The organism is Bradyrhizobium sp. GW821-FHT13H05 (assembly GCF_058804065.1).
In genome coordinates, this window is sequence record NZ_JBXAPO010000004.1 from 25,304 (window position 1) to 46,774 (window position 21,471).

At 64.2% G+C, this 21,471-nt stretch carries 26 protein-coding genes; 18 read left to right on the forward strand and 8 right to left on the reverse strand.

What is annotated here, in order from left to right:
* Positions 1 to 42: 42 nt before the first annotated feature.
* Positions 43 to 888, forward strand: a complete 846-nt coding sequence (fghA, locus tag AC1RR3_RS13440; protein ID WP_492823242.1) for an S-formylglutathione hydrolase — start codon at positions 43 to 45, stop codon at positions 886 to 888.
* Positions 889 to 1,097: 209 nt separating this feature from the next.
* On the opposite strand, the gene AC1RR3_RS13445 is transcribed toward fghA, so the two are convergent.
* Positions 1,098 to 1,670 carry a DUF3280 domain-containing protein gene (locus tag AC1RR3_RS13445; RefSeq protein ID WP_492823243.1) on the reverse strand — a complete coding sequence of 191 codons (573 nt, stop codon included), beginning with the start codon at positions 1,668 to 1,670 and terminating at the stop codon, positions 1,098 to 1,100.
* A gap of 57 nt (positions 1,671 to 1,727) precedes the next feature.
* Here AC1RR3_RS13445 and AC1RR3_RS13450 point away from each other — a divergent pair, with 57 nt between their 5' ends.
* The 6 genes from AC1RR3_RS13450 (at position 1,728) to AC1RR3_RS13475 (ending at position 6,654) form a co-directional block, all read left to right on the forward strand.
* Positions 1,728 to 2,909, forward strand: coding sequence for an ABC transporter substrate-binding protein (locus AC1RR3_RS13450; RefSeq protein WP_492823245.1), 1,182 nt, complete (start codon positions 1,728 to 1,730; stop codon positions 2,907 to 2,909).
* A gap of 83 nt (positions 2,910 to 2,992) precedes the next feature.
* Complete coding sequence (locus AC1RR3_RS13455; RefSeq protein ID WP_492823247.1) at positions 2,993 to 3,961, forward strand: YVTN family beta-propeller repeat protein; 969 nt, start codon at positions 2,993 to 2,995, stop codon at positions 3,959 to 3,961.
* The gene (locus AC1RR3_RS13460; protein WP_492823249.1) at positions 3,958 to 4,764 is read left to right on the forward strand and encodes an ABC transporter ATP-binding protein; all 807 of its coding nucleotides are present in this window, start codon (positions 3,958 to 3,960) and stop codon (positions 4,762 to 4,764) included. Before AC1RR3_RS13455 ends, AC1RR3_RS13460 begins: the two co-directional genes overlap by 4 nt.
* A complete protein-coding gene (locus tag AC1RR3_RS13465; protein ID WP_492823251.1) occupies positions 4,761 to 5,609 on the forward strand; it encodes an ABC transporter permease in 849 nt (282 codons plus the stop codon). The genes AC1RR3_RS13460 and AC1RR3_RS13465 overlap by 4 nt, the downstream gene beginning before the upstream one ends.
* Positions 5,606 to 6,220 (forward strand): hypothetical protein, encoded by a 615-nt coding sequence (locus AC1RR3_RS13470; RefSeq protein WP_492823253.1) that lies wholly within the window; start codon positions 5,606 to 5,608, stop codon positions 6,218 to 6,220. The genes AC1RR3_RS13465 and AC1RR3_RS13470 overlap by 4 nt, the downstream gene beginning before the upstream one ends.
* A gap of 134 nt (positions 6,221 to 6,354) precedes the next feature.
* Positions 6,355 to 6,654: a copper-binding protein gene (locus AC1RR3_RS13475; RefSeq protein ID WP_492823255.1), complete on the forward strand. Its 300-nt coding sequence runs from the start codon at positions 6,355 to 6,357 to the stop codon at positions 6,652 to 6,654.
* 206 nt (positions 6,655 to 6,860) lie between these two features.
* Here the strand turns inward: AC1RR3_RS13475 and AC1RR3_RS13480 are convergent, their stop codons facing one another.
* Together AC1RR3_RS13480 and AC1RR3_RS13485 are read right to left on the reverse strand one after the other, a co-directional pair.
* Complete coding sequence (locus tag AC1RR3_RS13480; RefSeq protein ID WP_492823257.1) at positions 6,861 to 7,418, reverse strand: PQQ-dependent catabolism-associated CXXCW motif protein; 558 nt, start codon at positions 7,416 to 7,418, stop codon at positions 6,861 to 6,863.
* The gene (locus tag AC1RR3_RS13485) at positions 7,415 to 8,296 is read right to left on the reverse strand and encodes a substrate-binding domain-containing protein (RefSeq protein WP_492823259.1); all 882 of its coding nucleotides are present in this window, start codon (positions 8,294 to 8,296) and stop codon (positions 7,415 to 7,417) included. The genes AC1RR3_RS13480 and AC1RR3_RS13485 overlap by 4 nt, the downstream gene beginning before the upstream one ends.
* 126 nt (positions 8,297 to 8,422) lie before the next feature.
* Between AC1RR3_RS13485 and AC1RR3_RS13490 the strand changes: the two genes are divergently transcribed.
* A complete protein-coding gene (locus AC1RR3_RS13490; RefSeq protein ID WP_492823261.1) occupies positions 8,423 to 9,349 on the forward strand; it encodes a quinoprotein relay system zinc metallohydrolase 2 in 927 nt (308 codons plus the stop codon).
* Between the two features lie 76 nt (positions 9,350 to 9,425).
* Positions 9,426 to 10,244 (forward strand): quinoprotein dehydrogenase-associated SoxYZ-like carrier, encoded by an 819-nt coding sequence (locus AC1RR3_RS13495; RefSeq protein ID WP_492823263.1) that lies wholly within the window; start codon positions 9,426 to 9,428, stop codon positions 10,242 to 10,244.
* Positions 10,245 to 10,437: 193 nt separating this feature from the next.
* Here the strand turns inward: AC1RR3_RS13495 and AC1RR3_RS13500 are convergent, their stop codons facing one another.
* Positions 10,438 to 10,797, reverse strand: a complete 360-nt coding sequence (locus AC1RR3_RS13500; RefSeq protein WP_492823265.1) for a hypothetical protein — start codon at positions 10,795 to 10,797, stop codon at positions 10,438 to 10,440.
* Positions 10,798 to 10,884: 87 nt separating this feature from the next.
* Here AC1RR3_RS13500 and AC1RR3_RS13505 point away from each other — a divergent pair, with 87 nt between their 5' ends.
* The 4 genes from AC1RR3_RS13505 to AC1RR3_RS13520 are packed head-to-tail and all read left to right on the forward strand — an operon-like array spanning position 10,885 to position 13,706.
* Positions 10,885 to 11,865: an ABC transporter substrate-binding protein gene (locus AC1RR3_RS13505; protein ID WP_492824217.1), complete on the forward strand. Its 981-nt coding sequence runs from the start codon at positions 10,885 to 10,887 to the stop codon at positions 11,863 to 11,865.
* Position 11,866: 1 nt separating this feature from the next.
* Positions 11,867 to 12,604, forward strand: coding sequence for an ABC transporter permease (locus AC1RR3_RS13510; protein ID WP_492823267.1), 738 nt, complete (start codon positions 11,867 to 11,869; stop codon positions 12,602 to 12,604).
* A complete protein-coding gene (locus tag AC1RR3_RS13515) occupies positions 12,594 to 13,304 on the forward strand; it encodes an ABC transporter ATP-binding protein (RefSeq protein WP_492823269.1) in 711 nt (236 codons plus the stop codon). Before AC1RR3_RS13510 ends, AC1RR3_RS13515 begins: the two co-directional genes overlap by 11 nt.
* Before the next feature lie 48 nt (positions 13,305 to 13,352).
* A complete protein-coding gene (locus tag AC1RR3_RS13520; RefSeq protein WP_492823271.1) occupies positions 13,353 to 13,706 on the forward strand; it encodes a hypothetical protein in 354 nt (117 codons plus the stop codon).
* 118 nt (positions 13,707 to 13,824) lie between these two features.
* On the opposite strand, the gene AC1RR3_RS13525 is transcribed toward AC1RR3_RS13520, so the two are convergent.
* The 4 genes from AC1RR3_RS13525 to lanM form a co-directional block, all read right to left on the reverse strand.
* Complete coding sequence (locus AC1RR3_RS13525; protein WP_492823273.1) at positions 13,825 to 14,034, reverse strand: hypothetical protein; 210 nt, start codon at positions 14,032 to 14,034, stop codon at positions 13,825 to 13,827.
* 94 nt (positions 14,035 to 14,128) lie between these two features.
* Positions 14,129 to 15,034 carry a DUF6662 family protein gene (locus AC1RR3_RS13530; protein WP_492823275.1) on the reverse strand — a complete coding sequence of 302 codons (906 nt, stop codon included), beginning with the start codon at positions 15,032 to 15,034 and terminating at the stop codon, positions 14,129 to 14,131.
* A 25-nt stretch (positions 15,035 to 15,059) separates the two neighbouring features.
* The gene (gene pqqA, locus AC1RR3_RS13535; RefSeq protein WP_012029362.1) at positions 15,060 to 15,140 is read right to left on the reverse strand and encodes a pyrroloquinoline quinone precursor peptide PqqA; all 81 of its coding nucleotides are present in this window, start codon (positions 15,138 to 15,140) and stop codon (positions 15,060 to 15,062) included.
* A 171-nt stretch (positions 15,141 to 15,311) separates the two neighbouring features.
* Entirely contained in the window at positions 15,312 to 15,704 is a 393-nt protein-coding gene (gene lanM / locus AC1RR3_RS13540; protein ID WP_492823277.1) for a lanmodulin LanM, read from the reverse strand.
* A 340-nt stretch (positions 15,705 to 16,044) separates the two neighbouring features.
* On the opposite strand from lanM, the gene AC1RR3_RS13545 reads away from it, so the two are divergent.
* From AC1RR3_RS13545 to AC1RR3_RS13565, 5 genes are all read left to right on the forward strand, one after another.
* Complete coding sequence (locus AC1RR3_RS13545) at positions 16,045 to 17,709, forward strand: methanol/ethanol family PQQ-dependent dehydrogenase (protein ID WP_492823279.1); 1,665 nt, start codon at positions 16,045 to 16,047, stop codon at positions 17,707 to 17,709.
* 10 nt (positions 17,710 to 17,719) lie between these two features.
* Positions 17,720 to 18,076 carry a c-type cytochrome gene (locus tag AC1RR3_RS13550; protein ID WP_492823281.1) on the forward strand — a complete coding sequence of 119 codons (357 nt, stop codon included), beginning with the start codon at positions 17,720 to 17,722 and terminating at the stop codon, positions 18,074 to 18,076.
* A complete protein-coding gene (locus AC1RR3_RS13555) occupies positions 18,073 to 19,002 on the forward strand; it encodes a substrate-binding periplasmic protein (protein ID WP_492823283.1) in 930 nt (309 codons plus the stop codon). Before AC1RR3_RS13550 ends, AC1RR3_RS13555 begins: the two co-directional genes overlap by 4 nt.
* A gap of 260 nt (positions 19,003 to 19,262) precedes the next feature.
* Complete coding sequence (locus AC1RR3_RS13560) at positions 19,263 to 20,276, forward strand: FUSC family protein (RefSeq protein ID WP_492823285.1); 1,014 nt, start codon at positions 19,263 to 19,265, stop codon at positions 20,274 to 20,276.
* A gap of 110 nt (positions 20,277 to 20,386) precedes the next feature.
* A complete protein-coding gene (locus tag AC1RR3_RS13565) occupies positions 20,387 to 21,376 on the forward strand; it encodes a Bug family tripartite tricarboxylate transporter substrate binding protein (RefSeq protein WP_492823287.1) in 990 nt (329 codons plus the stop codon).
* Positions 21,377 to 21,471: the final 95 nt, after the last annotated feature.

Below are 21,471 nucleotides of genomic sequence, written 5' to 3' on the forward strand. Positions count from 1 at the left end.
GTTGCAATGTTGATGTGGTGAGATGCCACCGGAGCTTAAGGCATGACGATTCAAACTGTCGCGACCAATACATCCTATGGCGGCGTGCAGGGCGTTTACCGCCACGCGAGCGCTTCGACCGGAACCGACATGGTATTCTCGGTCTATGTTCCCCCGCATGCCGCGGGCGCCAAGCTTCCCGTGGTCTGGTATCTCTCCGGCCTCACCTGCACCCATGCCAATGTCACCGAGAAGGGCGAATTCCGCAAAACCTGCGCCGAGCTCGGCCTGATCTTCGTTGCGCCCGACACCTCACCGCGCGGGCCCGACGTGCCGGGCGATGCCAACAATGCCTATGATTTCGGCCTCGGCGCCGGCTTCTATGTCGATGCGACGCAAGAGCCGTTCGCGCGCAACTATCGGATGTGGAGCTACGTCATCGACGAGCTGCCGAAGCTGGTGGCGGGAAATTTTCCCGTCGACGCCAAGCGGCAATCGGTGATGGGCCATTCCATGGGCGGCCACGGCGCGCTGACGGTGGCATTGCGTAATCCGCACCGTTATCGCGCGGCGAGCGCGTTTGCGCCGATCGTGGCGCCCTCACAGGTGCCCTGGGGCATCAAGGCGCTGACGGGCTATCTCGGCCCGAACAAGGACGCGTGGCGCAACCATGACACGGTGGCGCTGATCGAGGACGGCGCAAAATATTCCGGCTTCCTGGTCGATGTCGGCGAGGCCGATAATTTCCTGAAGGAGCAATTGCGTCCCGAGCTGCTGGAGGCCGCCTGCAGCAAGGCCAACATCCCGCTGACGCTGCGACGGCAGCCGGGCTATGACCACAGCTATTATTTCATCTCGACCTTCATGGGGGATCACCTGCACTGGCACGCGGAGCGATTGAAGGGGTGATGCTTTCGTCGCATGCGGCGCGCTGCGCTTCCCTTCTCCCCTTGTGGGAGAAGGTGGCGCGAAGCGCCGGATGAGGGGTTGCCCCGTCGAATTCACTGCGAGAGATCCATACGCGGAGAGAGACCCCTCACCCGTCTTCGATGCTTCGCATCGAAGCCACCCTCTCCCACAAGGGGCGAGGGTGCAGCGGCGCACGCGGAGAGAAGAATTTACTCCGGCTTGCCGTAATTCGGCGCGAGCAGGCGGTTGCGAATGAGGTAGCTCATCGTCCGCGACCAGGACTCATCCGTGTTGCCGCGCATGTCGGCGCTGGCGGCCGCGATCATGGTGCCTGTCTTCACGTCGCGCAGATAGATGTTGAGGTTGATGATCAGGTTCGAGACCTTCTGAACCATGCCGGTGATCTCGAGCTCGGCACCCAATTCCCCGGCAAGCTTGAGGTCGCAGCCGCCACAGGCCTGCAGGTTCGCGTGACGGGCGGCGTCCCTGACCGGCGCGATGTCGAGCACCTGGAACTTGCCGGACTCAGTCAGTTCCTTGCGCAGTTGCTCGCTGATGCGCAGGAGCCGCGCCTCCTCCGGCTTGGAGCCGTAGAACTCGCCGGGCAGGCTGGTGTCGATCAACTCGAAATCGAACACCGCGAGTTTCGGCGGGTCGGCGAGCGCAACTGAGCCCGTCAACAGCAAAGCTGCGAAACATATCAATGCTCGCATGATCGTGATTCCCGGCCTCGCGCGCGCGAGGACGAAATGCGGGGTTGCATGCCCTGACAAATCGGTCATGCTTCAGCAGAAACAATTCTCCGCCGGCGGTCAAGCCGGGGAGCCTGCGGAGGAAGCATGATCCGATGGTTGGTCGGCCTGATCGGCTGGAGTCTTGCAGCGACGAGCGCGCTCGCGGCCGACCCCGTCATGATCGGCGTCGGCTATCTCGGCATCGCCGGCACCAGATCGACGCTGTCGCTGGTCGAGCAGCCCGCCGAGAATGACGGCGTTGCAGGTGCGCGCCTCGCCATCGAGGACAACAACACCACGGGAAAATTCCTCAACCAGCGCTTTACGCTGGAGGAACGCCGCATTCGGGAGGGCGAGGATGTGGTGCAGGCGGCCACCGACCTCGCCGAGAAGAATGGCTTCATCATCGCCGACCTGCCGGCTGACGCGCTGCTGAAAGTCTCGGACGCCCTGCGCGACCGCGGCACGCTTCTGTTCAACGCGGGCGCAATCGACGAGCGGCTGCGCGAGGCCGATTGCCGCGCCAATGTCATCCACACTGCGCCGACCCGCGCGATGCTGGCCGATGCACTTGGCCAGTATCTGGTGTGGAAGCAGTGGAAGCGCTGGCTGCTCGTGGTTGGCTCGCATGACGAGGACAAGCTGTTCGCCGATGCGCTCCGGCGCACCGCAGCGCGGTTCGGCGCCAAGATCGTGCAGGAAAAGACTTTTGAAGACAAAGGCGGAGCGCGGCGCACCGACAGCGGCGTGACGCTGATCCAACGGCAGATGCCGGTGTTCACGCAAGGCGCGCCCGCGTATGACGTGCTGGTCGCCGCCGACGAGAGCGAAGTGTTCGGCGCCTATTTGCCCTACCGCACCTGGGATCCCCGCCCCGTCGCTGGCTCGGCCGGCCTCGTGCCACGCAGCTGGGACGCATCGCAGGACCAGTGGGGCGCAATCCAGATGCAGAATCGCTTCATCAAGCTGAACGCGCGGCGCATGACCGCGCTCGACATGCAGGCCTGGACGGCGGTGCGCATGATCGGAGAAGCCACCTCGCGCACCAATTCCGGCGACGTCAGGAAAGTCACCGACTTCGTCAAGAGCCCGGATTTCTCGGTCGCCGCCTTCAAAGGCACGAAGCTGACCTTGCGCGACTGGAATCTCCAGCTGCGCCAGCCGATCCTGCTGGTCGACGGCCGCATGGTGGTGTCGGTGTCGCCGCAGGAAGGTTTCCTGCACCAGGTGTCCGAGCTCGATACGCTCGGCTACGACCGCCCGGAGAGCAAATGCAAGCTGAAGTGAGCATTGTGATGCGATGGATTCACCGCAGAGATGGTGCGCCCCCTCCCCCGCTTGCGGGGGAGGTGAAGACAGCCCGCGGACAGATGTCGCGCATACTGGGAACAGCGTTGCTCGCGGCACTAGCATTCGCGGCAGGGCCGGTGCACGCGTTCATCGCCTACGTCTCGAACGAGAAAGGCAACACGGTCTCGGTGATCGACACCGACAGCTGGACCGTGACCAAGACCATCAAGGTCGGCCAGCGCCCGCGCGGCATCGAGTTCACCCGTGATGGAAAATTCGTGATGGTCGCGGTCGGCGACGACGACACCATCCAGGTGATCGATGCCAAGACGCAAGCCGTGGTGGACAGCCTGCCCTCCGGCCCCGACCCGGAACTGTTCGCTCAGGATGCGGCGGGAAAAATTCTCTATGTCGCCAACGAGAACGACAATACGGTCACCGTGATCGACCTCGAGAAGCGCACCCGCCTCGGCGACATCCAGGTCGGCGTCGAGCCAGAGGGAATGACCATCAGTCCCGATGGCAAGACGCTGATCAACACGTCCGAGACGACCAACATGGCGCACTTCATCGACACCAGTTCGCGCCAGATCGTCGCCAACGTGCTGGTCGACGCACGGCCGCGGTTTGCCGAGTTCAAGCACGACAGCTCGGAAGTCTGGGTCTCCTCGGAGATCGGCGGCACCGTCTCGGTGATCGATCCCGGGAAGCATGAGGTGATCGGCAAGGTCACATTCGAGATTCCGGGTCTGCGGAAAGAGGCGATCCAGCCGGTCGGCATCGGCATGACCAGGGACGACAAGACCGCCTTCGTCGCGCTCGGCCCGGCCAACCGCGTCGCGATCGTCGATGTCGCGACGCGCAAGGTGACGAAATATCTGCTGGTCGGACAGCGGGTCTGGCACATGGCGTTCACGCCGGACGAAAAATACCTGCTCACCACCAACGGCGTGTCGAACGACGTCTCGGTGATCGACGTCGCCGCACAGAAGGTGATCAAGACCATTCAGGTGGGCGAACTGCCCTGGGGCATCACGATCGCGCCATGACCAGCCCTGCCCCCATCGCCGAACCGCGTGCGACGCCAAGGCCGGATCCGGCGGCGGTGCCGGCGCTGTCGATCGACGGCGTCAGCCATGCCTATGGTCCGCGCCAGGCGCTGATGGACGTCTCCTTCAACGTGCAGCCTGCGAGCTTCACGGCGCTGCTCGGGCTCAACGGCGCCGGCAAGAGCACGCTGTTCTCGCTGATCACGCGCCTGTTCGGCATTCAGTCCGGCCGCGTCGGCATCTTCGGGCATGACATCAGCAAGAGCCCGGGCGAAGCGCTGCGGCTGCTCGGCGTCGTGTTCCAGCCGCGCACGCTCGACCTCGACCTGTCGCTGACGCAGAATTTGCTCTATCACGCCGCGCTGCATGGCATCAGCCGCCGCGAGGCCGCGACGCGCAGCGCCGAGCTGCTCGGCCGCATCGGGCTCTCCGAGCGCGCTGCGAGCAAGGTGCGCGATCTCTCCGGCGGCCAGATGCGGCGGCTGGAGATCGCACGGGCGCTGCTGCACCGGCCGCGGCTGCTGCTGCTCGACGAGCCGACCGTCGGCCTCGACGTCAAGGCGCGCGCCGACATCATCAGCCATGTCCGCCAGCTCGTGACCGAGCAAGGCATCGGCGTGCTCTGGGCCACGCATCTGTTCGACGAGATCATGCCCGGCGACGATCTCGTCGTGCTGCACCAGGGCAAGGTGCTGGCGCAGGGCCCGATGAGCCGCGTCATCTGCGAGGCTGGCGCGCAGGACGTCAACACCGCCTTCATGCGCCTGACCGGCGCGCAAACCATGCCGGGAGGCGGCGCATGAGCAGCATCACCACCCGCGATGCACCGCGCGGTTTCTCGGCTAGCGAGTATATGACCTGCCTCACCGGCATCGTCTGGCGCGAGGGCTTGCGCTTCCTGAATCAGCGCGAGCGCTTCGTCTCGGCACTGGTGCGGCCGCTGGTGTGGCTATTCATCTTCGCCGCCGGCTTCCGGCAGGTGCTCGGCATCTCCATCATCCCGCCTTACGAGACCTACATCCTCTATGAGGTCTTCATCGCGCCGGGGCTGATGGCGATGATCCAGCTCTTCAACGGCATGCAATCCTCGCTCTCGATGGTCTACGACCGCGAGATGGGCAACATGCGCACGCTGCTGGTGAGCCCGCTGCCGCGCGGATTCCTGCTGTTCTGCAAGCTGCTCGCGGGCACGGCGGTCTCGCTGCTCCAGGTCTATGCGTTCCTGCTGATCGCCTGGTTCTGGGACATCACACCTCCTCTGTCAGGTTATCTCACCGTGCTGCCTGCGCTGATCCTGTCCGGGCTGATGCTGGGCTCGCTCGGCATGCTGATCTCCTCCGGCATCAAGCAGCTTGAAAGCTTCGCCGGCGTCATGAACTTCGTGATCTTCCCGATGTTCTTTGCCTCCTCGGCGCTTTACCCGCTCTGGCGGGTACAGGAGGGCAGCCCCTATCTCTATTATCTCTGCGAGGCCAATCCGTTCACTCATGCGGTCGAGCTGATCCGTTTTGCGCTGTACGGACAGGTCAACTGGATCTCGCTGGCGGTGGTGGCCGGCTGCACAATCGTCTTCATGATCGGCGCGATTCTGGCCTATGATCCCTCGCGCGGGCTGGCGCGACGGGGGCCTGCGGGAGGCGAAGGATGACGATTCGGGTTCTGGCCATGACCGCTTTGGCACTCGCAGTCGCGAGCACAGCCGCGCGCGCGGCCGATCCGCGCTATCCCAATTGGCCCTGCGCGCAGGCCAAGGTCCCGGAGATCTCGCTCGCGGCCGTCTGGGCCGGCCCTGCGCTCGACGACGCCGAGACCAAGTGGAAGAACGATGCCAAGATCAGCGCGCTGGTCGCAAAGCTGTCGGCGCGCAAGACGCCGCTGGACGAGGCCGAGAAGTCGGTGAAGGAGTTTTTGGCCGCTTCCGCCGGCGACAAGACCGCGAACGCCAAGCTCCTGTTCGCCGGTCTGTTCGACACGCTCAACGCCCAGCGCTCCCAGGTCATGAACGGGCTCGAACGTGTCAGCCGCAAGCAGCGCGAGGCCGCCGACAAGATCCGCGAGGAAACGATTCAACTCCAGGCACTCCAGGGCACCGCGTCGCGCGACGACACCAAGGTCGAGGCGCTCAGCAACGAGCTGATCTGGAAGACCCGCATTTTCGAGGACCGCAACAAGGTGGTGCGGTTCGTTTGCGAGGTTCCGACCGCGATCGACCAGCGCCTGTTCGCGCTTGGGCGCGTGATCCAGCAGGACATGGAATAGCGTCAGCTTTGCTGACAACTTGCAAAAGTTCCCGAGACGTCAACGCCATCGTTAACCTTTGCCGCGCTATCTGCCGGAACCAAATCGATCTAGGATGGCTTGTCGATGTGAATCTCGAATGCCGGGAGGCCTCGATGGGAACCACGAAATTCATCCTCGCAGGCGCTGCGGTCATCAGCATGCTCGCATCCAGCGCCTTTGCCGACGACATGACCGGAATGGTCACCAGGATCGATCGGCTCAACAACACGATCTCGATCCAACAGATGCAGAAGGGAACCGTTGGCGGCAGCGCAGGCGGCGCCGGCGCGCTGCAGGAATACAAGACCAAGGATGCCGCAATGCTGGATGCCGTCCACGCCGGCGACCGGGTGACATACTCGGCGACCGACACCAACGGCACTGGGACGCTGACCAGGCTGCAGAAGCAGTAGGGCTTCTCGGCCGCGGAGGCTGCTCGCCTCCCGAATCGGTCCAGTTGGGAATGCGATGCTGCCTCTGCGTCGTCATTGCGAGCGCAGCGAAGCAATCCGGAATCTTTCCATGGAGGGACTCTGGATTGCTTCGCTGCGCTCGCAATGACGAGGAGAGAGTTGCGTATCTGCCTCTAACACCGTGATCGCGGGGCTAATCGAACCGCTCACTGCTCCGGCCGCGGTTCTGGCTGCGCCTCGTCGGCCGGCAGTTTCGCACGCTCCCAGCCGTCGGTGCCATCGGGGTACCAGGCGATGTTGGAATAGCCGTAGGCCAATGCGCGCTTGGCGGCGTTCCACGACATCCAGCAATCGGCGAGGCAATAGATCACGAGCAGTGCGGCCTTGTCGCTGCGTGAGGCACGTACGAGGCCGCGCTGGAAGTAATCGTCCATCGCAGGCGGCAGCGCGCCGTAGCCGGTATCGGGCAGCCAGATGCTGCCCGGAATGTTCCTATGCGGCATGTCGCGCCACACCGTGCCCTCGGGCAGGTTCTTCGGCTTCGGCGCGCGCGGCAGCACGTCGATGAATGCACCGCTCTGCGCGCGCCAGATCGCTTCGGCCTCCGCTGTCGTCAGCACGCGCGCGCCGGCGAGCGTTGCCGGCACGGGCGCGCGGTAATTGTCGGAGCGATACCCCTCGGGCTCGAACGGCTCCTGCTGCTGCGCGAATGCCGGCGCCGCGAGGACAGCGGCAACCAGCGCAGCGGCAATTTGCTGTCTCATGGCGTCTTCTTGGCCGTCTCCGCACCGAGCGGCCGATCGCTCTCGTCCAACAAGGGAACGCCGAAGTCGAGCAGGATCTTGTTGATCTCGCCCTGGTTCTCCTGGATCAGCTTGTTGAGCTGCCGCTTCCAGTTCTGGTCTGCGGGACGCACGCCCATGCCGATGCGATAGACCAGCTTTGGTCCGGTGGTCTCCTTGACCAGCGGCGTCACGTGCATTGCGCCGACCTTCTTCGCATAGTACCCGGCCATCGGTCCCCACAGCACACCGGCGTCGATCTTGCCCGCGGCGAGATCGTCGATCATCGCCTGCGCCGAATTGTCGTAGCGCGTGTCGATCATCAGCGGATAGGGCTTTGCGTTCCCCATCAGGCCCGCGAGCGCCATGTTGGTGGCCGGCGGCGTGCCGGCGACGATGCCGACATGCTTGCCCTTCAGCCTCGCGTCCTCGAGCGTGTCGACGTCCTCGAGCCCGCTGCCTGCTTTCGAGACCAGCGCGTAGGACGTGCGGTAATAGGGATTGGTGCCCTGCACGAGGTCGTCGCCTTGCGGAAAGCCCATGATGACATCGCAGCGATGCGCACCCAGTGTCATTCGCACGAAGCCGGTCGCCTGCGGGAAGAACACATAGTCGAGCTTCTTCTGGAGCTTGTCGGCGAACAACTCGGCGAGCTTGTTCTCCAGCCCCTCACCCTTCTCGTTGGAGAACGGCAGATTGCGCGGATCCGCACAGACCCGCAGCACCCTTGGGTCCACCAGCTCGAACGAGAGATCGCCGGTTTCGCTCGTCTGCGCTGCGGCGACGTCGCCCAGCGCGCAGCACGCAACCACCCCCCACAGCAAAAACAACCAGCGACGATGTCGTCCGGCCTCCGTCATCGCGCTTCCTCCTCGTTTTGTTTGAATGTTATCCATGCAACGCATGACGCGCCATGTTTGCCAACTTTGTGCTGGCTTTTTTTGTTGCAGTGCAATGCGCAAAACCCTTTGAACTGAGGCGGAAAAGTGTCTCACGTCGCTTCAATCATCACAGCCTTGGCCCTGCTCGGGGCGGCGACGCTAGCACGCGCCGCGTCGGCCGAATTGCCTGTGAGCGAAGTCGCGCCCGGAATCTTCGTACACTCCGGGACCATCGCCCTGATGACGCGCGACAATGAGGGCGACATCGCCAATGTCGGCTTCATCGTCGGCGAGGACGCGGTCGCCGTGATCGATACCGGCGGCAGTTTTCGCGAGGGCGAGGCGCTGCTGGCGGCGGTGCGGGCCCACACCAAGAAGCCGATCCGCTACGTCATCAACACCCACGGTCATCCCGACCATGTCTTCGGCAATGCCGCGTTCGTCGCCGCGGGGACCAGCTTCGTCGGCCACAGCAAGCTCGCGCAGGCGCTGGCGACGCGCGGGCCTTACTATCTCGACAATTTTCGCCGCATCATGGGCAAAGAGTTAATCGATCCCGTGAAGATCGTGCCGCCTAGCCTGCTCGTGAAGGACACGCTGACGCTCGACCTTGGATCACGCCGCCTGACCTTGCTGGCGTGGCCGGCCGGGCATAGCGACAACGACCTGACGGTGTTCGACGAGGCGACGCAGACGCTGTTCGCGGGAGACCTCGTCTTCCTCCGCCATATTCCGGTGATGGACGGCAGCATCCGCGGCTGGCTCAACACCCTCGGGGAACTCGCGAAAATTCCGGCGCAACGCGTCGTTCCCGGTCACGGCCCTGTGAGTGGCTGGCCGGCCGCACTGGACGACGAACGGCGTTATCTCGCGACGCTGCTGGCGGACGTCCGGGCGTCGAACAAGAAGGGCGAGCCGATCCGGACCGCCGCCGACAAGGCGGCCGCGACGGAGCGGCCGCATTGGGAACTGTTCGATGACTACAACGCCCGCAACGCAACCGCAGCATTTTCGGAAATTGAATGGGAGTAGCGGACGCGCTACGCTCACCGTGACACTGCTTCGTCCGCACAGGAGATCAGCTTCGCTGACTCCGGGGATCATGATCATGACGGGATGCACACGTCGCCTGACGATGATCGCCGCACTGCTCGGCATCGCCTTCGCCGTGCCTGTTAGCGCCGAGGAGGCCTACGATCCCTGGCCGGGCCTGGTGCAGGACATCTTCAGCAACCGGGCGATGAACGACGGCAGCGAGGTCATCGGCATCGAGATGCCCTATCGCGCCGAGGACGCAGCAATCGTGCCGGTGACCCTGCGCAGCAAGCTGTCGCCCGGCGATGCGCGGCGCATCCGCTCGATCACGCTGGTGATCGACCGCAATCCGGCACCGATGGCGGCGAAGTTCGAGCTCGGCCCGGATGCCAACGTCACCGAGATCTCCACACGCGTGCGCGTCAACAACTACACCGACGTGCACGCCGTCGCCGAGCTCAGCGACGGCCAGCTCTATGTCTCGAAAGTCTATGTGAAGGCTTCCGGCGGCTGCTCCGCCCCGGCCGGGAAAAATGCCGAGGAAGCCAACAACCGCCTCGGCCAGATGCGCTACCGCCAATTCGCGCGCGAGGAGGCGCCGGCGAGCCGCATCCGCGAAGCGCAGATCATGATCGGCCATCCCAACAATTCCGGCCTGCAGATGGACCAGGTCACGCAGCTCTATATTCCCGCCTTCTTCGTCAACCAGCTGAAGCTGACGCAGGACGACAGCCCGGTGCTGTCGATGGAAGGCGGCATCTCGATCTCCGAAGATCCCAACCTGCGCTTCACCTATGTGTCCAACGGCGCGAAGCGCTTTCGCGCAGAGGCGAAGGACACGGACGGACACGTGTTCCGCAATGAGTGGGATGTGGCGAAGTCGGGGACGTGAGGCGAGCTGTGCTTCCCTCTCCCCTTGTGGGAGAGGGTGGATCGCCGCGCAGCGGCGAGACGGGTGAGGGGTATCTCTCCGCGAGAGATACTCTCAAACGTCTAAGCGTGAGGTGAGATACCCCTCATCCGGCGCTTCGCGCCACCTTCTCCCACAAGGGGAGAAGGGATCGCACCATCTATGCCGCAAATAGTCAGAAACACCTCACCTCGGCTTCGGCCTGCGCACGCCGCAAATCATTCACCGCGGAATTCGCCTGCTCCGACGTGCGGAACTGAACCCCGAGATTGCCGCGCACCTGCGACATGCTCAGCGCCGTCTCGGCGGTGACGTAGCGGTCATAGGACACGATCGAAGCCACCACGTCGATCGAGCAGGAACATTGCTCGATCGACTGCCTGCTCTCGCCATTGGCCTTCATGCAGCCATAGACGTACTCCGCGCGCGCGGATGTCGGATAGTCATTGGCCTCCTCGGCGCGCGCGGCGTACATGGTCACCGCCCACACCGCCAATGCGGCGACAATCGGTCGTAGCTGTCCCGCCAGATTCATGCGCGTCCTCCCGCTGGTTGCGACGAAAGCTATGCTATGCGTATTGTCCTGAAAAGCACTCAATCTGAGGAAGCGGCTCACAAGGTGATGAGAGTTTTGGGACGAACATTGGCGCTCGCGGTGACGCTGGCGCTGACACAGGTCGCAAGCGGCCACGCCGCGGATACGATCCGCCTTGCGGTGCAGAAAACCGGAACATTCTCCTGGGAGCTGGCCGCGATCCGCGCCGGAGGGCTCGACAAGGAGGCCGACCTGTTGCTGGAGGTCACCGAACTCGCGAGCCCCGAAGCCGGCAAGATCGCGCTGCGTGCCGGGAGTGCCGATATCATCCTGTCCGATTGGCTGTGGGTGTCGCGCGAGCGCGCGCTCGGCGCCAGGCTGACCTTCTATCCCTATTCCAGCGCGCTCGGCGCGGTGATGGTGCCCGCGTCCTCGCCACTCAAGACGCTGGCCGATCTGAAAGGCCGCAAGCTCGGCGTCGGCGGCGGCGCTATCGACAAGAGCTGGCTGCTGCTGCAGGCGCGGATGAAGCAGGACGGCATCGACCTCAAGTCGGATGCAAGCATCGTCTATGGCGCGCCGCCGCTGATCGCCGCCAAGGCGCTCGACGGCGAGATGGATGCAAGCCTCAATTTCTGGAATTTCTGCGCCCAGCTCGAGGCCAAGGGTTTTAGGCGTCTCACCGGCATCGAGGACATCTTGCCGAAGCTGGGGGCCAAGGGTGCGGTCTCGGCCGTCGGCTACGTCTTCGACGAAGGCTGGGCCGCGAGCCATCGCGAGGCCGTGGCGCGCTTCATCGCGATGACCCGCAAGGCCAAGCAGATGCTGATCAGCTCGGATGCCGCCTGGGACAAGGTTGCCCCGCTCACCGGCGCGAGCGATGCCGTCATGCTCAAAACCTACCGCGACCGTTACCGCGACGGGATTCCGCGCCGGAGCATCGACGACGAGGAAAAGGATGCGCGCGTGCTCTATCGCGTGCTCGCCGAGATCGGCGGCCGCGACCTTGTCGGCCCCGCGGCCGAGCTGGATCCCGGCACGTTCTATCACGCAGTCCCCGGAGATTGAGGTGCTGCGCCTTCTCTCGGTTGCCCTGCTGCTTGCGATCTGGTGGACTGCCGCTCTCTTCGTCGGCGGCGCAAAGCTGCCCTCCCCGCCGGCCGTGCTCAACGTCATCATCGCGGAGGCATCGAGCGGCGCGCTGTTCCTGCATCTCGGGGCCACGCTGGCGCGGGTCGCACTCGCCTTCGCGCTGGCGATGTCGCTCGGCAGCGCCATCGGCTATCTGATGGGACGGGTGAAGCTCGCCGACCGGCTCGGCGATCCCTGGCTGATCCTGCTGCTCAACCTGCCAGCGCTGGTCGTGATCGTGCTGGCCTATATCTGGGCCGGCCTCACCGAAGCGGCCGCGATCGCGGCGATCGCCATCAACAAGCTGCCGACCGCCATCGTCACCCTGCGCGAGGGCACGCGTGCGCTCGACCGCTCACTCGACGAGATGGCGAGCGTATTCGCGATGCCGCGCTGGCGTGCCTTCCGTCATGTCGTGCTGCCGCAGCTTGCGCCCTATATCGCAGCCTCCGCCCGCTCGGGCCTGTCGCTGGTGTGGAAGATCGTGCTGGTCGCCGAACTCTTGGGACGGCCGAACGGCGTCGGCTTCGAGATCGGCGTCGCGTTTCAGCTGTTCGACACGCCGCGTCTGCTGGCCTATTCGCTGACCTTCGCCGCCGTCGTGCTCGTCATCGAGACGGTGCTGGTGCAGCCATTCGAAGCCCGCGCAACACGGTGGCGCCCCCGTGCGGCTTGAAGTCGAGATCACAGGCAAGACTTTCAGGAGTGCCGCGGGCGAAACGCACGAGGTGCTGGCACCGGTCAAATTCGCGCTTTCATCCGGCGAAGTCGGCGTGCTGATCGGCCCGTCCGGCTGCGGCAAGAGCACGATGCTGCGCATCATCCTCGGGCTCGATCACGACTTTCACGGGCGCATCGCGCGGCCGCCGGAGGCGCGGATCGGCATGGTGTTCCAGGAGCCGCGACTGCTGCCATGGCGCTCGGTCGAGCAGAATGTGCGGTTGGCTGCACCAGGCATCTCCGACGCCAAGCTCGCCGAGCTGTTCAGGATCCTGGAGCTGGAGGCGCATCGCAGTCATTTCCCCGGTGAATTGTCGCTTGGCCTTGCCCGGCGTGTCGCGCTGGCCCGCGCCTTTGCGGTCGAGCCCGATCTGCTGGTGCTCGACGAGCCCCTCGCCTCGCTCGACGACGCGCTCGCAGGCCGCCTGCGCGACGAGATCGCGACGCTGGTGGCGAGCCGTCCTGTGATGACACTGCTCGTCACCCACAGCCTGGATGATGCGATCCGTCTCGGCGACCGCCTGTTTGTCCTGTCGGCGCGCCCGGCGCACATCGTGCAAGAGGTGCCGATTGTCGTTCCACGCGCCGAGCGCACCGAAGCGGCGCTTGGCAGGATCAGGGCGGAGCTCGCGGCGGTTCAGCTTGAATCGAAATGAGAACTCGTGGTCAACTGGACCCAACGAGATCGTCGAGGGAGGTTCACCATGCGGCGCACGCTGATTGCGATCGGCATCCTGTTGGTTGCGATGCCGGGCACGGCGCTCGCGCAGGCCAAGGGCAAGGGCATCCGGCTCTGGAATCTGACGACGGAAACGATCTCCGGCTTCCAGCTCTCGCCGGCCGGCAAGACCGACTGGGGTCCGAACCAGTGCCTGAACGACAAGGACAAGGAGGTCGACCACGACGAGCGGCTGCGCATCACCGGCGTCGAGCCCGGCCGCTACGACGCCAAGGTCAGCTATCCCAATGCGCGGCAATGCGTCGTCCGCAACATCGAGATCAAGGCTGACGCGGTGTTCTCGATCGCCGACAAGGATCTGAAGGACTGCACGAAGTAGAACTCCGGCCCTCGTGCTGCGGAGCAGGCGCCTCGAAGAATGGCCGCGAGCGAGAGCGGGGCCTTGATGGTTCGAGACGCGCGTTCCGCGCTCCTCACCATGAGGAGCTAGTAGCGCCTCACGCCTTGTCGTTCGGGTGCGGATATTCGCAGCGCCAGCGGACCGCCTGCCACTTCGGATGGTCACCGACCCATTGCGCGATATAGGGCGGCGCGGCCATGGCGCATTGCTTCGGCGACCCCGCATAGTTGAACACAATATGCTGCTCTTCGCAGGTCGCAGGCGAGAGCACCGCACACACAGTCACCACCAGGTCGATCGGGTTCATGCCGGGATCCTCGCGCAGGGACGCTGTACGTTAGCATAAATGGATACGTCCCGAGGAGCCGGAAGTTTCAATCCAGCGTGAGGGAACCGCTCAGCTAGAAGTTAATACCGAACACCAGCCTCGCCTGATGGCGTTCGAAATTGACGAGGTCGAGATTGGCCCCCGTCCCGGCCGGACGGCCCCAGGCCTGCATGCTCCAGCTCAGGGTGAGTCGTGACTTCTCCGATAGCTGGAAATAGGCGGTCGGACCGACGAACAGGGCCTGCCCTGCGAACTCGCCGAGGCCGATGCCCTCATACTGCCGGAAGTACCGCATCTCCCCGCCGAGCAGCATATCGGGGCGCACGCGGACCAGGCCGGCAAAGGCGGCGCCGATGGTCGAGCTCTTCTCGGACACTCCCGCCACTTCGAAGCGCGCCCATTCCGGCTGATAGATCAGGTTGAGCGCACCGATGGCGAAATTCGGGATCAGCTCGCGGTCGAAGGCGAGCGTGAAGTCGGTGCCGTACATCCGGCCCTTGGCGCCAGAGGTCTCATCAATGCGATCGCCATGGAGCTCGGCGGCAACCGTCAATCCGAACGGCGCGCGCTCGCGGTCAAGCAGGCGATAGCGCAGGTCGAGCGAGGCGCCCTGAAAGTTGAACTGGCGGCGATCGCCGATATCGGGGACGCCGGTAATGTCGTGCAGCGTGGCTGTGCCGCCGACCTCGATGCGGAAGTTCGGCAGCGGGACGATCTCGATCTCGACCTCCTGCTGGAGGGCGCGATAGGTGCCGCCGCCCTTGCCGGAATGCCCTGTCGTTTGGGTCTGGAATTCGCGCTCGCCGGGATTGCCGACGTCGGTGCCGATCATGAAGCCGAAGATGTGCTCCGTATCAAAACCCTCTTCGGCGCGGACGCAGGCCGGTGCAAGCGCGGCCATGCATGCAATTGCCGTCCAGATTGTGCGAGCTCCGATGGGCATCGCGAACACTACCACGGCTTCGATGGCATTCGCCACCGAAGCCGCGGCAGGTTCGTCAGTCTTACTTGCGCGCAGCGCAGGCGTACATGTTGATTTCCATGCCGACCGGCACTTCCACGATCTTCGGAGCTTTCCAAGCCATTCGGGGTCTCCCAAGGGATTGAGCGCGACATCGCGCGGGGCAAAACCTAGGGCTGCGTCAAGTGCAGCGCAAGCCTGGAATCGAATAGCGAACACAGCGAACTGTCGCATTGTGCTCGCGAATTTCCCTCTCGGGCAAATCGCCTTCACTCCCAGTCAAGCATCACCGCTTTCACCGCAACAAGCGCAGCAGTGCCCGGCCGGCGCGCGAGTTCAGCTCCTTCGCATCAAGCGTTCCGTCATGATCGGGATTCGCCGCGTTGAAGCGCTGCTCGACCACGGCCAGATATTCGTCGAGCGTCAGAGTCCCGTCGCGATCGGGATCGGCGGCGGCAAGTTCTTTCGCCGTTAACCGTCCGCGCAATTCGCGCGCATCCAGCGTGCCGTCGTGATCGGGATCGAGCCTGGCGAACAGCGCGGCGGCCGCCTTCTTCACTTCGGCAAGGTCGAGCGTGCCGTCATTGTCGGTATCGAACATTTTGACGGCGTTGCCGGAGGCCGACCACGCCGGACCGGACAGCAATGCAACCGTAAGCGCAAGCGCAACTGAGCGACGCGATATCATTCAGACCTCCCTGACCAAAAGCCCCGATTCGAGCGGGATCAAAACAACATAAGTCCGCAGGCGAGCCCCGGTTCAAGTCCGGAATTGCAGCCTGCGCACCGCACAACTCGCGGAACCCGACCACCCAAGGGGAGCGGCCAAGCTGGCATCGCTTCATGTCACGGAATTTTTCCAGCGTCTGCGCACAAGTGAAAACCGGTTGTCAGGTTTCCGTCAGGTGGTCGGCATCTGGCGTCCAACATATTGCCAGCGCGCATTCGACTTTCGTATTGACGGGTTTTGCAATCGGGCGGAGTGTTACGGTCGCAGCGTCAAAAGGCGCGCATATTGGGAGGAACGGATGAAACGCTTTGCGATGGCCGCGAGCCTCGTCATGCTTGCATCGACGTGTGCAAACGCCCAGACCACCGAGCAGCTGGTCAAGGGTGCGACCGATACATCGAACGTTCTCAACTACGGGATGGGCTACAATCTCCAGCGCTTCTCGACCCTGAACCAGATCAACAAGGACAGCGTCAAAAATCTCGTCCCGGTCTGGAACTACTCCTTCAACGACGATCGCAGCGAGGAATCGCAGCCACTGGTGTACCAGGGCGTGATCTACGTGACCTCCCACAACGCGACCATGGCGGTCGATGCCAAGACCGGCAGGCAGATCTGGAAATCCAAGGTCGAATATCCCGCCGAGACGCCGCGTATCGTCTGCTGCGGCATCATCAACCGCGGCGCTGCGCTCTACGATGGCAAGGTGTTCCGTACCACACTCGACGCCAATGTGATCGCACTCGATGCCAAGGACGGCAAGGAGTTGTGGCGGCAGAAGGCGGCCGACATCAAGGAAGGCTATTCGATGACGGTGGCCCCGCTGGTCGCCGACGGCGTCGTCATCACCGGCATCTCCGGCGCCGAGTTCGGCACCCGCGGCTTCATCGACGGCTGGGATCCGGCCACCGGCAAGCACCTGTGGCGCACCCATTCGATCCCCTCGCCGGACGAACCCGGCGGCGATACCTGGAAGGGCGACACCTGGAAGCTCGGCGGCGGCTCGACCTGGATCACCGGTTCATATGATCCAGAACTGAACACGGTCTATTGGGGCATCGGCAACCCCGGCCCGTTCAATTCGGCGGTGCGGCCCGGCGACAACCTCTACACCTGCTCCGTGCTGGCGATGGATCCCAAGACCGGCAAGATCAAGTGGCACTACCAGTTCTCGCCGAACAATCCGTTCGACTATGACAGCGTGGCCGAGATGGTTCTTGCCGACATGAACGTCGAGGGCAAGCCGACCAAGGTGCTGATGGACGCCAACCGCAACGGCTTCTTCTACGTGCTCGACCGCACCAACGGAAAGCTGCTCGCGGCCAATCCTTACGTGAAGGTCAACTGGGCCACCGGCATCGACATGAAGACCGGGCGGCCGATCGAGACCGACGTCAGCAAGGACGCGCGTGACGGCAAGAAGGTGACGGTCTATCCGTCGATCCTCGGCGGCAAGAACTGGGAGCCGATGTCGTTCAATCCGCAGACCGGCCTCGCCTACGCCAATACGCTCGCCTTCGGCGGCAGGTACAAGACCGAGCCCGCAACCTTCAAGCAGGGTGAATGGTATCTCGGCATGGACCTCACCGATCTCTGGGAATGGGGTGACGGTCCGCGCGGTCACCTGAAGGCGATCGATCCGATGACCGGCAAGGCGAAGTGGGAAGCGCCAAGCGACATCCCGCGCTTCTCCGGCGTGCTGTCGACCGCGGGCGGCGTCGTATTCTCGGGCGCGCTGACCGGCGAGTTCGAGGCCTTCGACGCCGACACCGGCAAGAAGCTCTGGCAGTTCCAGACCGGCTCCGGCATCGAGGGACAACCGGTGACCTGGCAGCAGGATGGCGTGCAATATGTCGCCGTCACGAGCGGCTATGGCGGCGTCTACTCGCTGTTCTCCGGCGACGAGCGGCTTGCCAAGGTGCCGCCCGGCGGCTCGCTGTGGGTTTTTGCGGTGAAGCAATAGCCACGGCCCGATGCTGAAAGACGTCTCTCACAAGACGGTGGCGGTTCTCGCCACCGTCGCGGTACTGACGGTCGCGCTTGCGGCGACCGTTCGTGCCGCGGACGACACAAATGGCAATCCCGTGCAGGCGCAGATCGACCACGGCAAGTCGACCTATGCCGAAAAATGCTCGCACTGCCACGGCCCCAACATGATGAACCCCGGCACCATCACGCCGGACCTGCGCGCCTTTCCGGACGACAAGACGCGTTTCGTCACCACCGTGAAGAACGGCAAGAACAACAAGATGCCGCCCTGGGCCGACATTTTGAGCGACGACGAGATCACCGATCTCTGGGCCTTCATCTCGAGTCGGAGGAAACCATGAGGGGCTGGCTCGCCGCCTGGAGCGGCGCCGCGATCCTCGCGGCATCGGCTATGGCTGCGCACGCCGCAGATGAGCCGCTCAGAGTCTGCCTCGATGAAGACCGGCCCCCGCTTTCGGTACATCACAAGGGCAAGCCCGACTCCGGCTTCGATGTGCTGCTGGCGCAGGCGATCGCGGATCGGATGGGACGGCCGCTCCAAATCCAGTGGTTCGAGAGCAAGCTGGATGAGGATTCGAGCCCGCAGCTCGAGGCCAATGCGCTGCTCTCCGACGGGCGCTGCTCGCTGGTCGGCGGCTACGCACTGACGATAGATTCCCTCGTCAAGCCCGGCATGAAGACCGCGCGCCTGCCGGATTTCGCCGGCGCTACGCGCGACGACCGGCGTCGCCGCGTCGCACTCGGCGTGCTCGCGCCGAGCCAGCCTTATGTCTATTCGCCGATGACGGTGGTGCTCGGACCAAAAGCGCAGGGGCGCAAGATCGGCGACATCGGCGATGTCGCCGGCCTTCGTCTCGCGATCGAGAGCGGATCGCTGGGCGATGCCATCCTGATGACCTTCGACAAGGGACGCCTGATCGACAGCATCACCCATCTGGTTCCCGGCCGCGATGATCTCCTCGGCGCGCTCGCCCGCGGCGATTACGACGCGACGCTGGTCGACCTCGCGCGCTTCGACGCCCATCGTGCCGCGCATCCCGACACGGCGATCACCGCCTCCGGCTACTACTATCCGATCGGCGCCAATCGCGGCTATGTCGGGCTCGCCAGCGATCCCGCGCTGATCGAAGCCGCCAACAAGGCGCTGACGGAGCTCGCAGCCGGGGGAGAGATCGCAGCATTCGGCAAGCAGGCCGGCCTCACCTACCTGTCACCACGCGAGCCTGCGATTTTGGGCGATGTCTGGATGAAGATCATTCAGCGGTGACGGAAAACGCCGTCGTCTCCCGCTGCGTCCGGGCACGAGATTTGAGTCGTCGCGCAACTGCATCAACATCGTCATTGCGAGCGTAGCGAAGCAATCCAGAGTCCCTCCGCGGAAAGATTCTGGATTGCTTCGCTGCGCTCGCAATGACGGAGTGCGGAGGAACGGCAGCGTGCCTCTTGAGGCAGCCCAACGGCATCGACTGGCCTAATTGCTACCTGAACCATATGATGTCCGCGTTTCATCCGCCCCTTTGGTGCCCCGTGAATTCCCCGACCATCACAAGCTTTCGCGACCTCCTCTCCCGCGAAATCAAGGCCGGCGAACTGCTGCGCGCGCTGATCGTGGTCGGTCCGATGGTCGCCGCTTATTTCATCGCGCGCGAGACGGCGCTGCTCAATCTCGGCCTCGTCGCGGTCTCGCTGCTCATCCCGGCGCTACGGCTGCATCTGCCGCCGAAGGTCATCGCGTGGCACTACCTTGCCATCCTCGTCACCTTTGCCGCGCTCTTCCTGGCCGCCCCGATCAAGCCGCTGTTCGTGGTCCTGACCGCGCTTGCCGGCTTCCTCGCCGTGGCGGGGACGCGCCATGGCGAAGATTTCCGCACGCTCGGCAATTGGGTCTTCATCCCTGCCGTCTATCTCGCCTGCGAGGTGCGGGAGGGCGTGAGCGCCCCCGAAGCGCTCCGCCATGCCGGCGTGATCATCGTCTCCTCGCCGATCGCACTGGCGCTGGTCTGCGCTATCCGGATTTACGACCAGCGACGGCAAGGCGAGGCCGCGACCTCGTTCGGACCGCCCGCGGCCACGTGGTTCCTGCCCGCACTGGCGACCGCCATGGCGGTGTTCGCGGCGGCCGCGCTGGTCGAGATCCTCGACCTCGCGCAGGGGCAATGGGTGATGTGGTCGGCCGCAAGCGTCGTGGTCGGCGATCTCACCGCGTCCACCGACAAGCTGAAGCAACGCGCGATCGGCGCCTTCGTCGGCGTGCCGCTGGGCTTCATCGCCGGCACCGTGCTGCCGCAGAGCCGGGTCGGCTACGCGCTCGCGGTTCTCGCGGCCACGCTCACGCTGATCTCGTTCTCCCGCTATATCCTCGGCTTCGGCCTGCGCTGCTTCTTCATTGCGCTGGCCGCCTCCTTTGCCGGCGGCGCCAGCGGGATCGCGGAGGAGCGCATCGTCAACGTGCTGATCGGCGGCACGTTCGGTCTGCTTGCGGTGGCCCTGACCGAGATTGTCTGGCGGCGCGTCATGCGGAAGGACCGATTGTCCGGATGACGGGAGAAGCGCCCCGACCGAGCCCTGTCGAATGCGCCAATCTGTCTCGCCTCCTGCCCATGGCAGCGCCAGCCTGATGCAGTAGGTTCGGCCAAAATCAGGAGGGAATCATGTCCGCCAAATTCGATCGCCGCCATTTTATCGCCGCCGGTACCAGCGCAGTCGCGCTGCCTTTCATCTCGCGCAGCGCCTCGGCGCAAGCCGCGTGGCCGTCGCGGCAGATTCGCATGATTTGCAGTTATCCCGCGGGCGGGCAGACAGATTTGCTCGCGCGCGCCTATGGCGAGTTCATCTCCAAGCAGGTCGGCAAGACCGTCGTCGTCGAGAACAAGCCCGGCGCCTCCGGCGCGATCGGCACGGCCGAGGTTGCCCGCTCCGAGCCCGACGGCCACACCATGCTGTGCTCGATCTCGACCACCTACATCATGAACCGGGTGGTGATGAAGAATCCCGGCTACGACATGGACAAGGATCTGACGCTCGTCAGCGTCATTCCCGGTGCCGGCCTCCTGCTGGTTGCGAACCCCAAGACCGGCGTCAGGACGCTGGAGGATTTCGTCGCCTTCGCGCGCAAGAGCGGCAAGGTGAATTTTGGTACCTACAGCGCGGGCTCGGCCCCGCACATGACGATCAACGAGCTCAACAAGCAATATGGGCTCAACATCGAGCCGGTTCATTACCGCGGCGAGGCGCCGATGTGGACGGGCATGCTGGAAGGCACGCTCGACGCCGCGATGGGCAGCTACACGGCGGCGCAGTCGGTCCTGCAAAGCGATCGCGGCACCGTATTCGCGGTGCATTCGAAGAAGGTGGACGCGATCCCCACCGTCAAAACCCTGCCTGAACAGGGAGCGACGTCAAAATTCTTCACCGTAAGCGGCTTTACCGGCTGGGCTGTGCCGAAGGCAACGCCGCAACCGGTCGTCGACCGCCTGGCCGAGCTCTGCGTCGCCGCCAACAGCGATCCGAAGGTGAAGGAGGTACTCGCAACCTTCGTGCTCGAACCCGCGATCGGCTTCAAGGAGACCAATGCGCTGTATCAGCGCGAGCTGCCGATCTGGATCGAGAGTGCGCAGTCGCTAGGCCTCGAGCCGGCCTGACGCACGGCTGAGGGCGGCGGCTGCCCCATCGCGGACCGGCATCCGACCAAAGCCTAGTGTCGGAAACATATATTCCCGCTATGATTGTGCGCCGC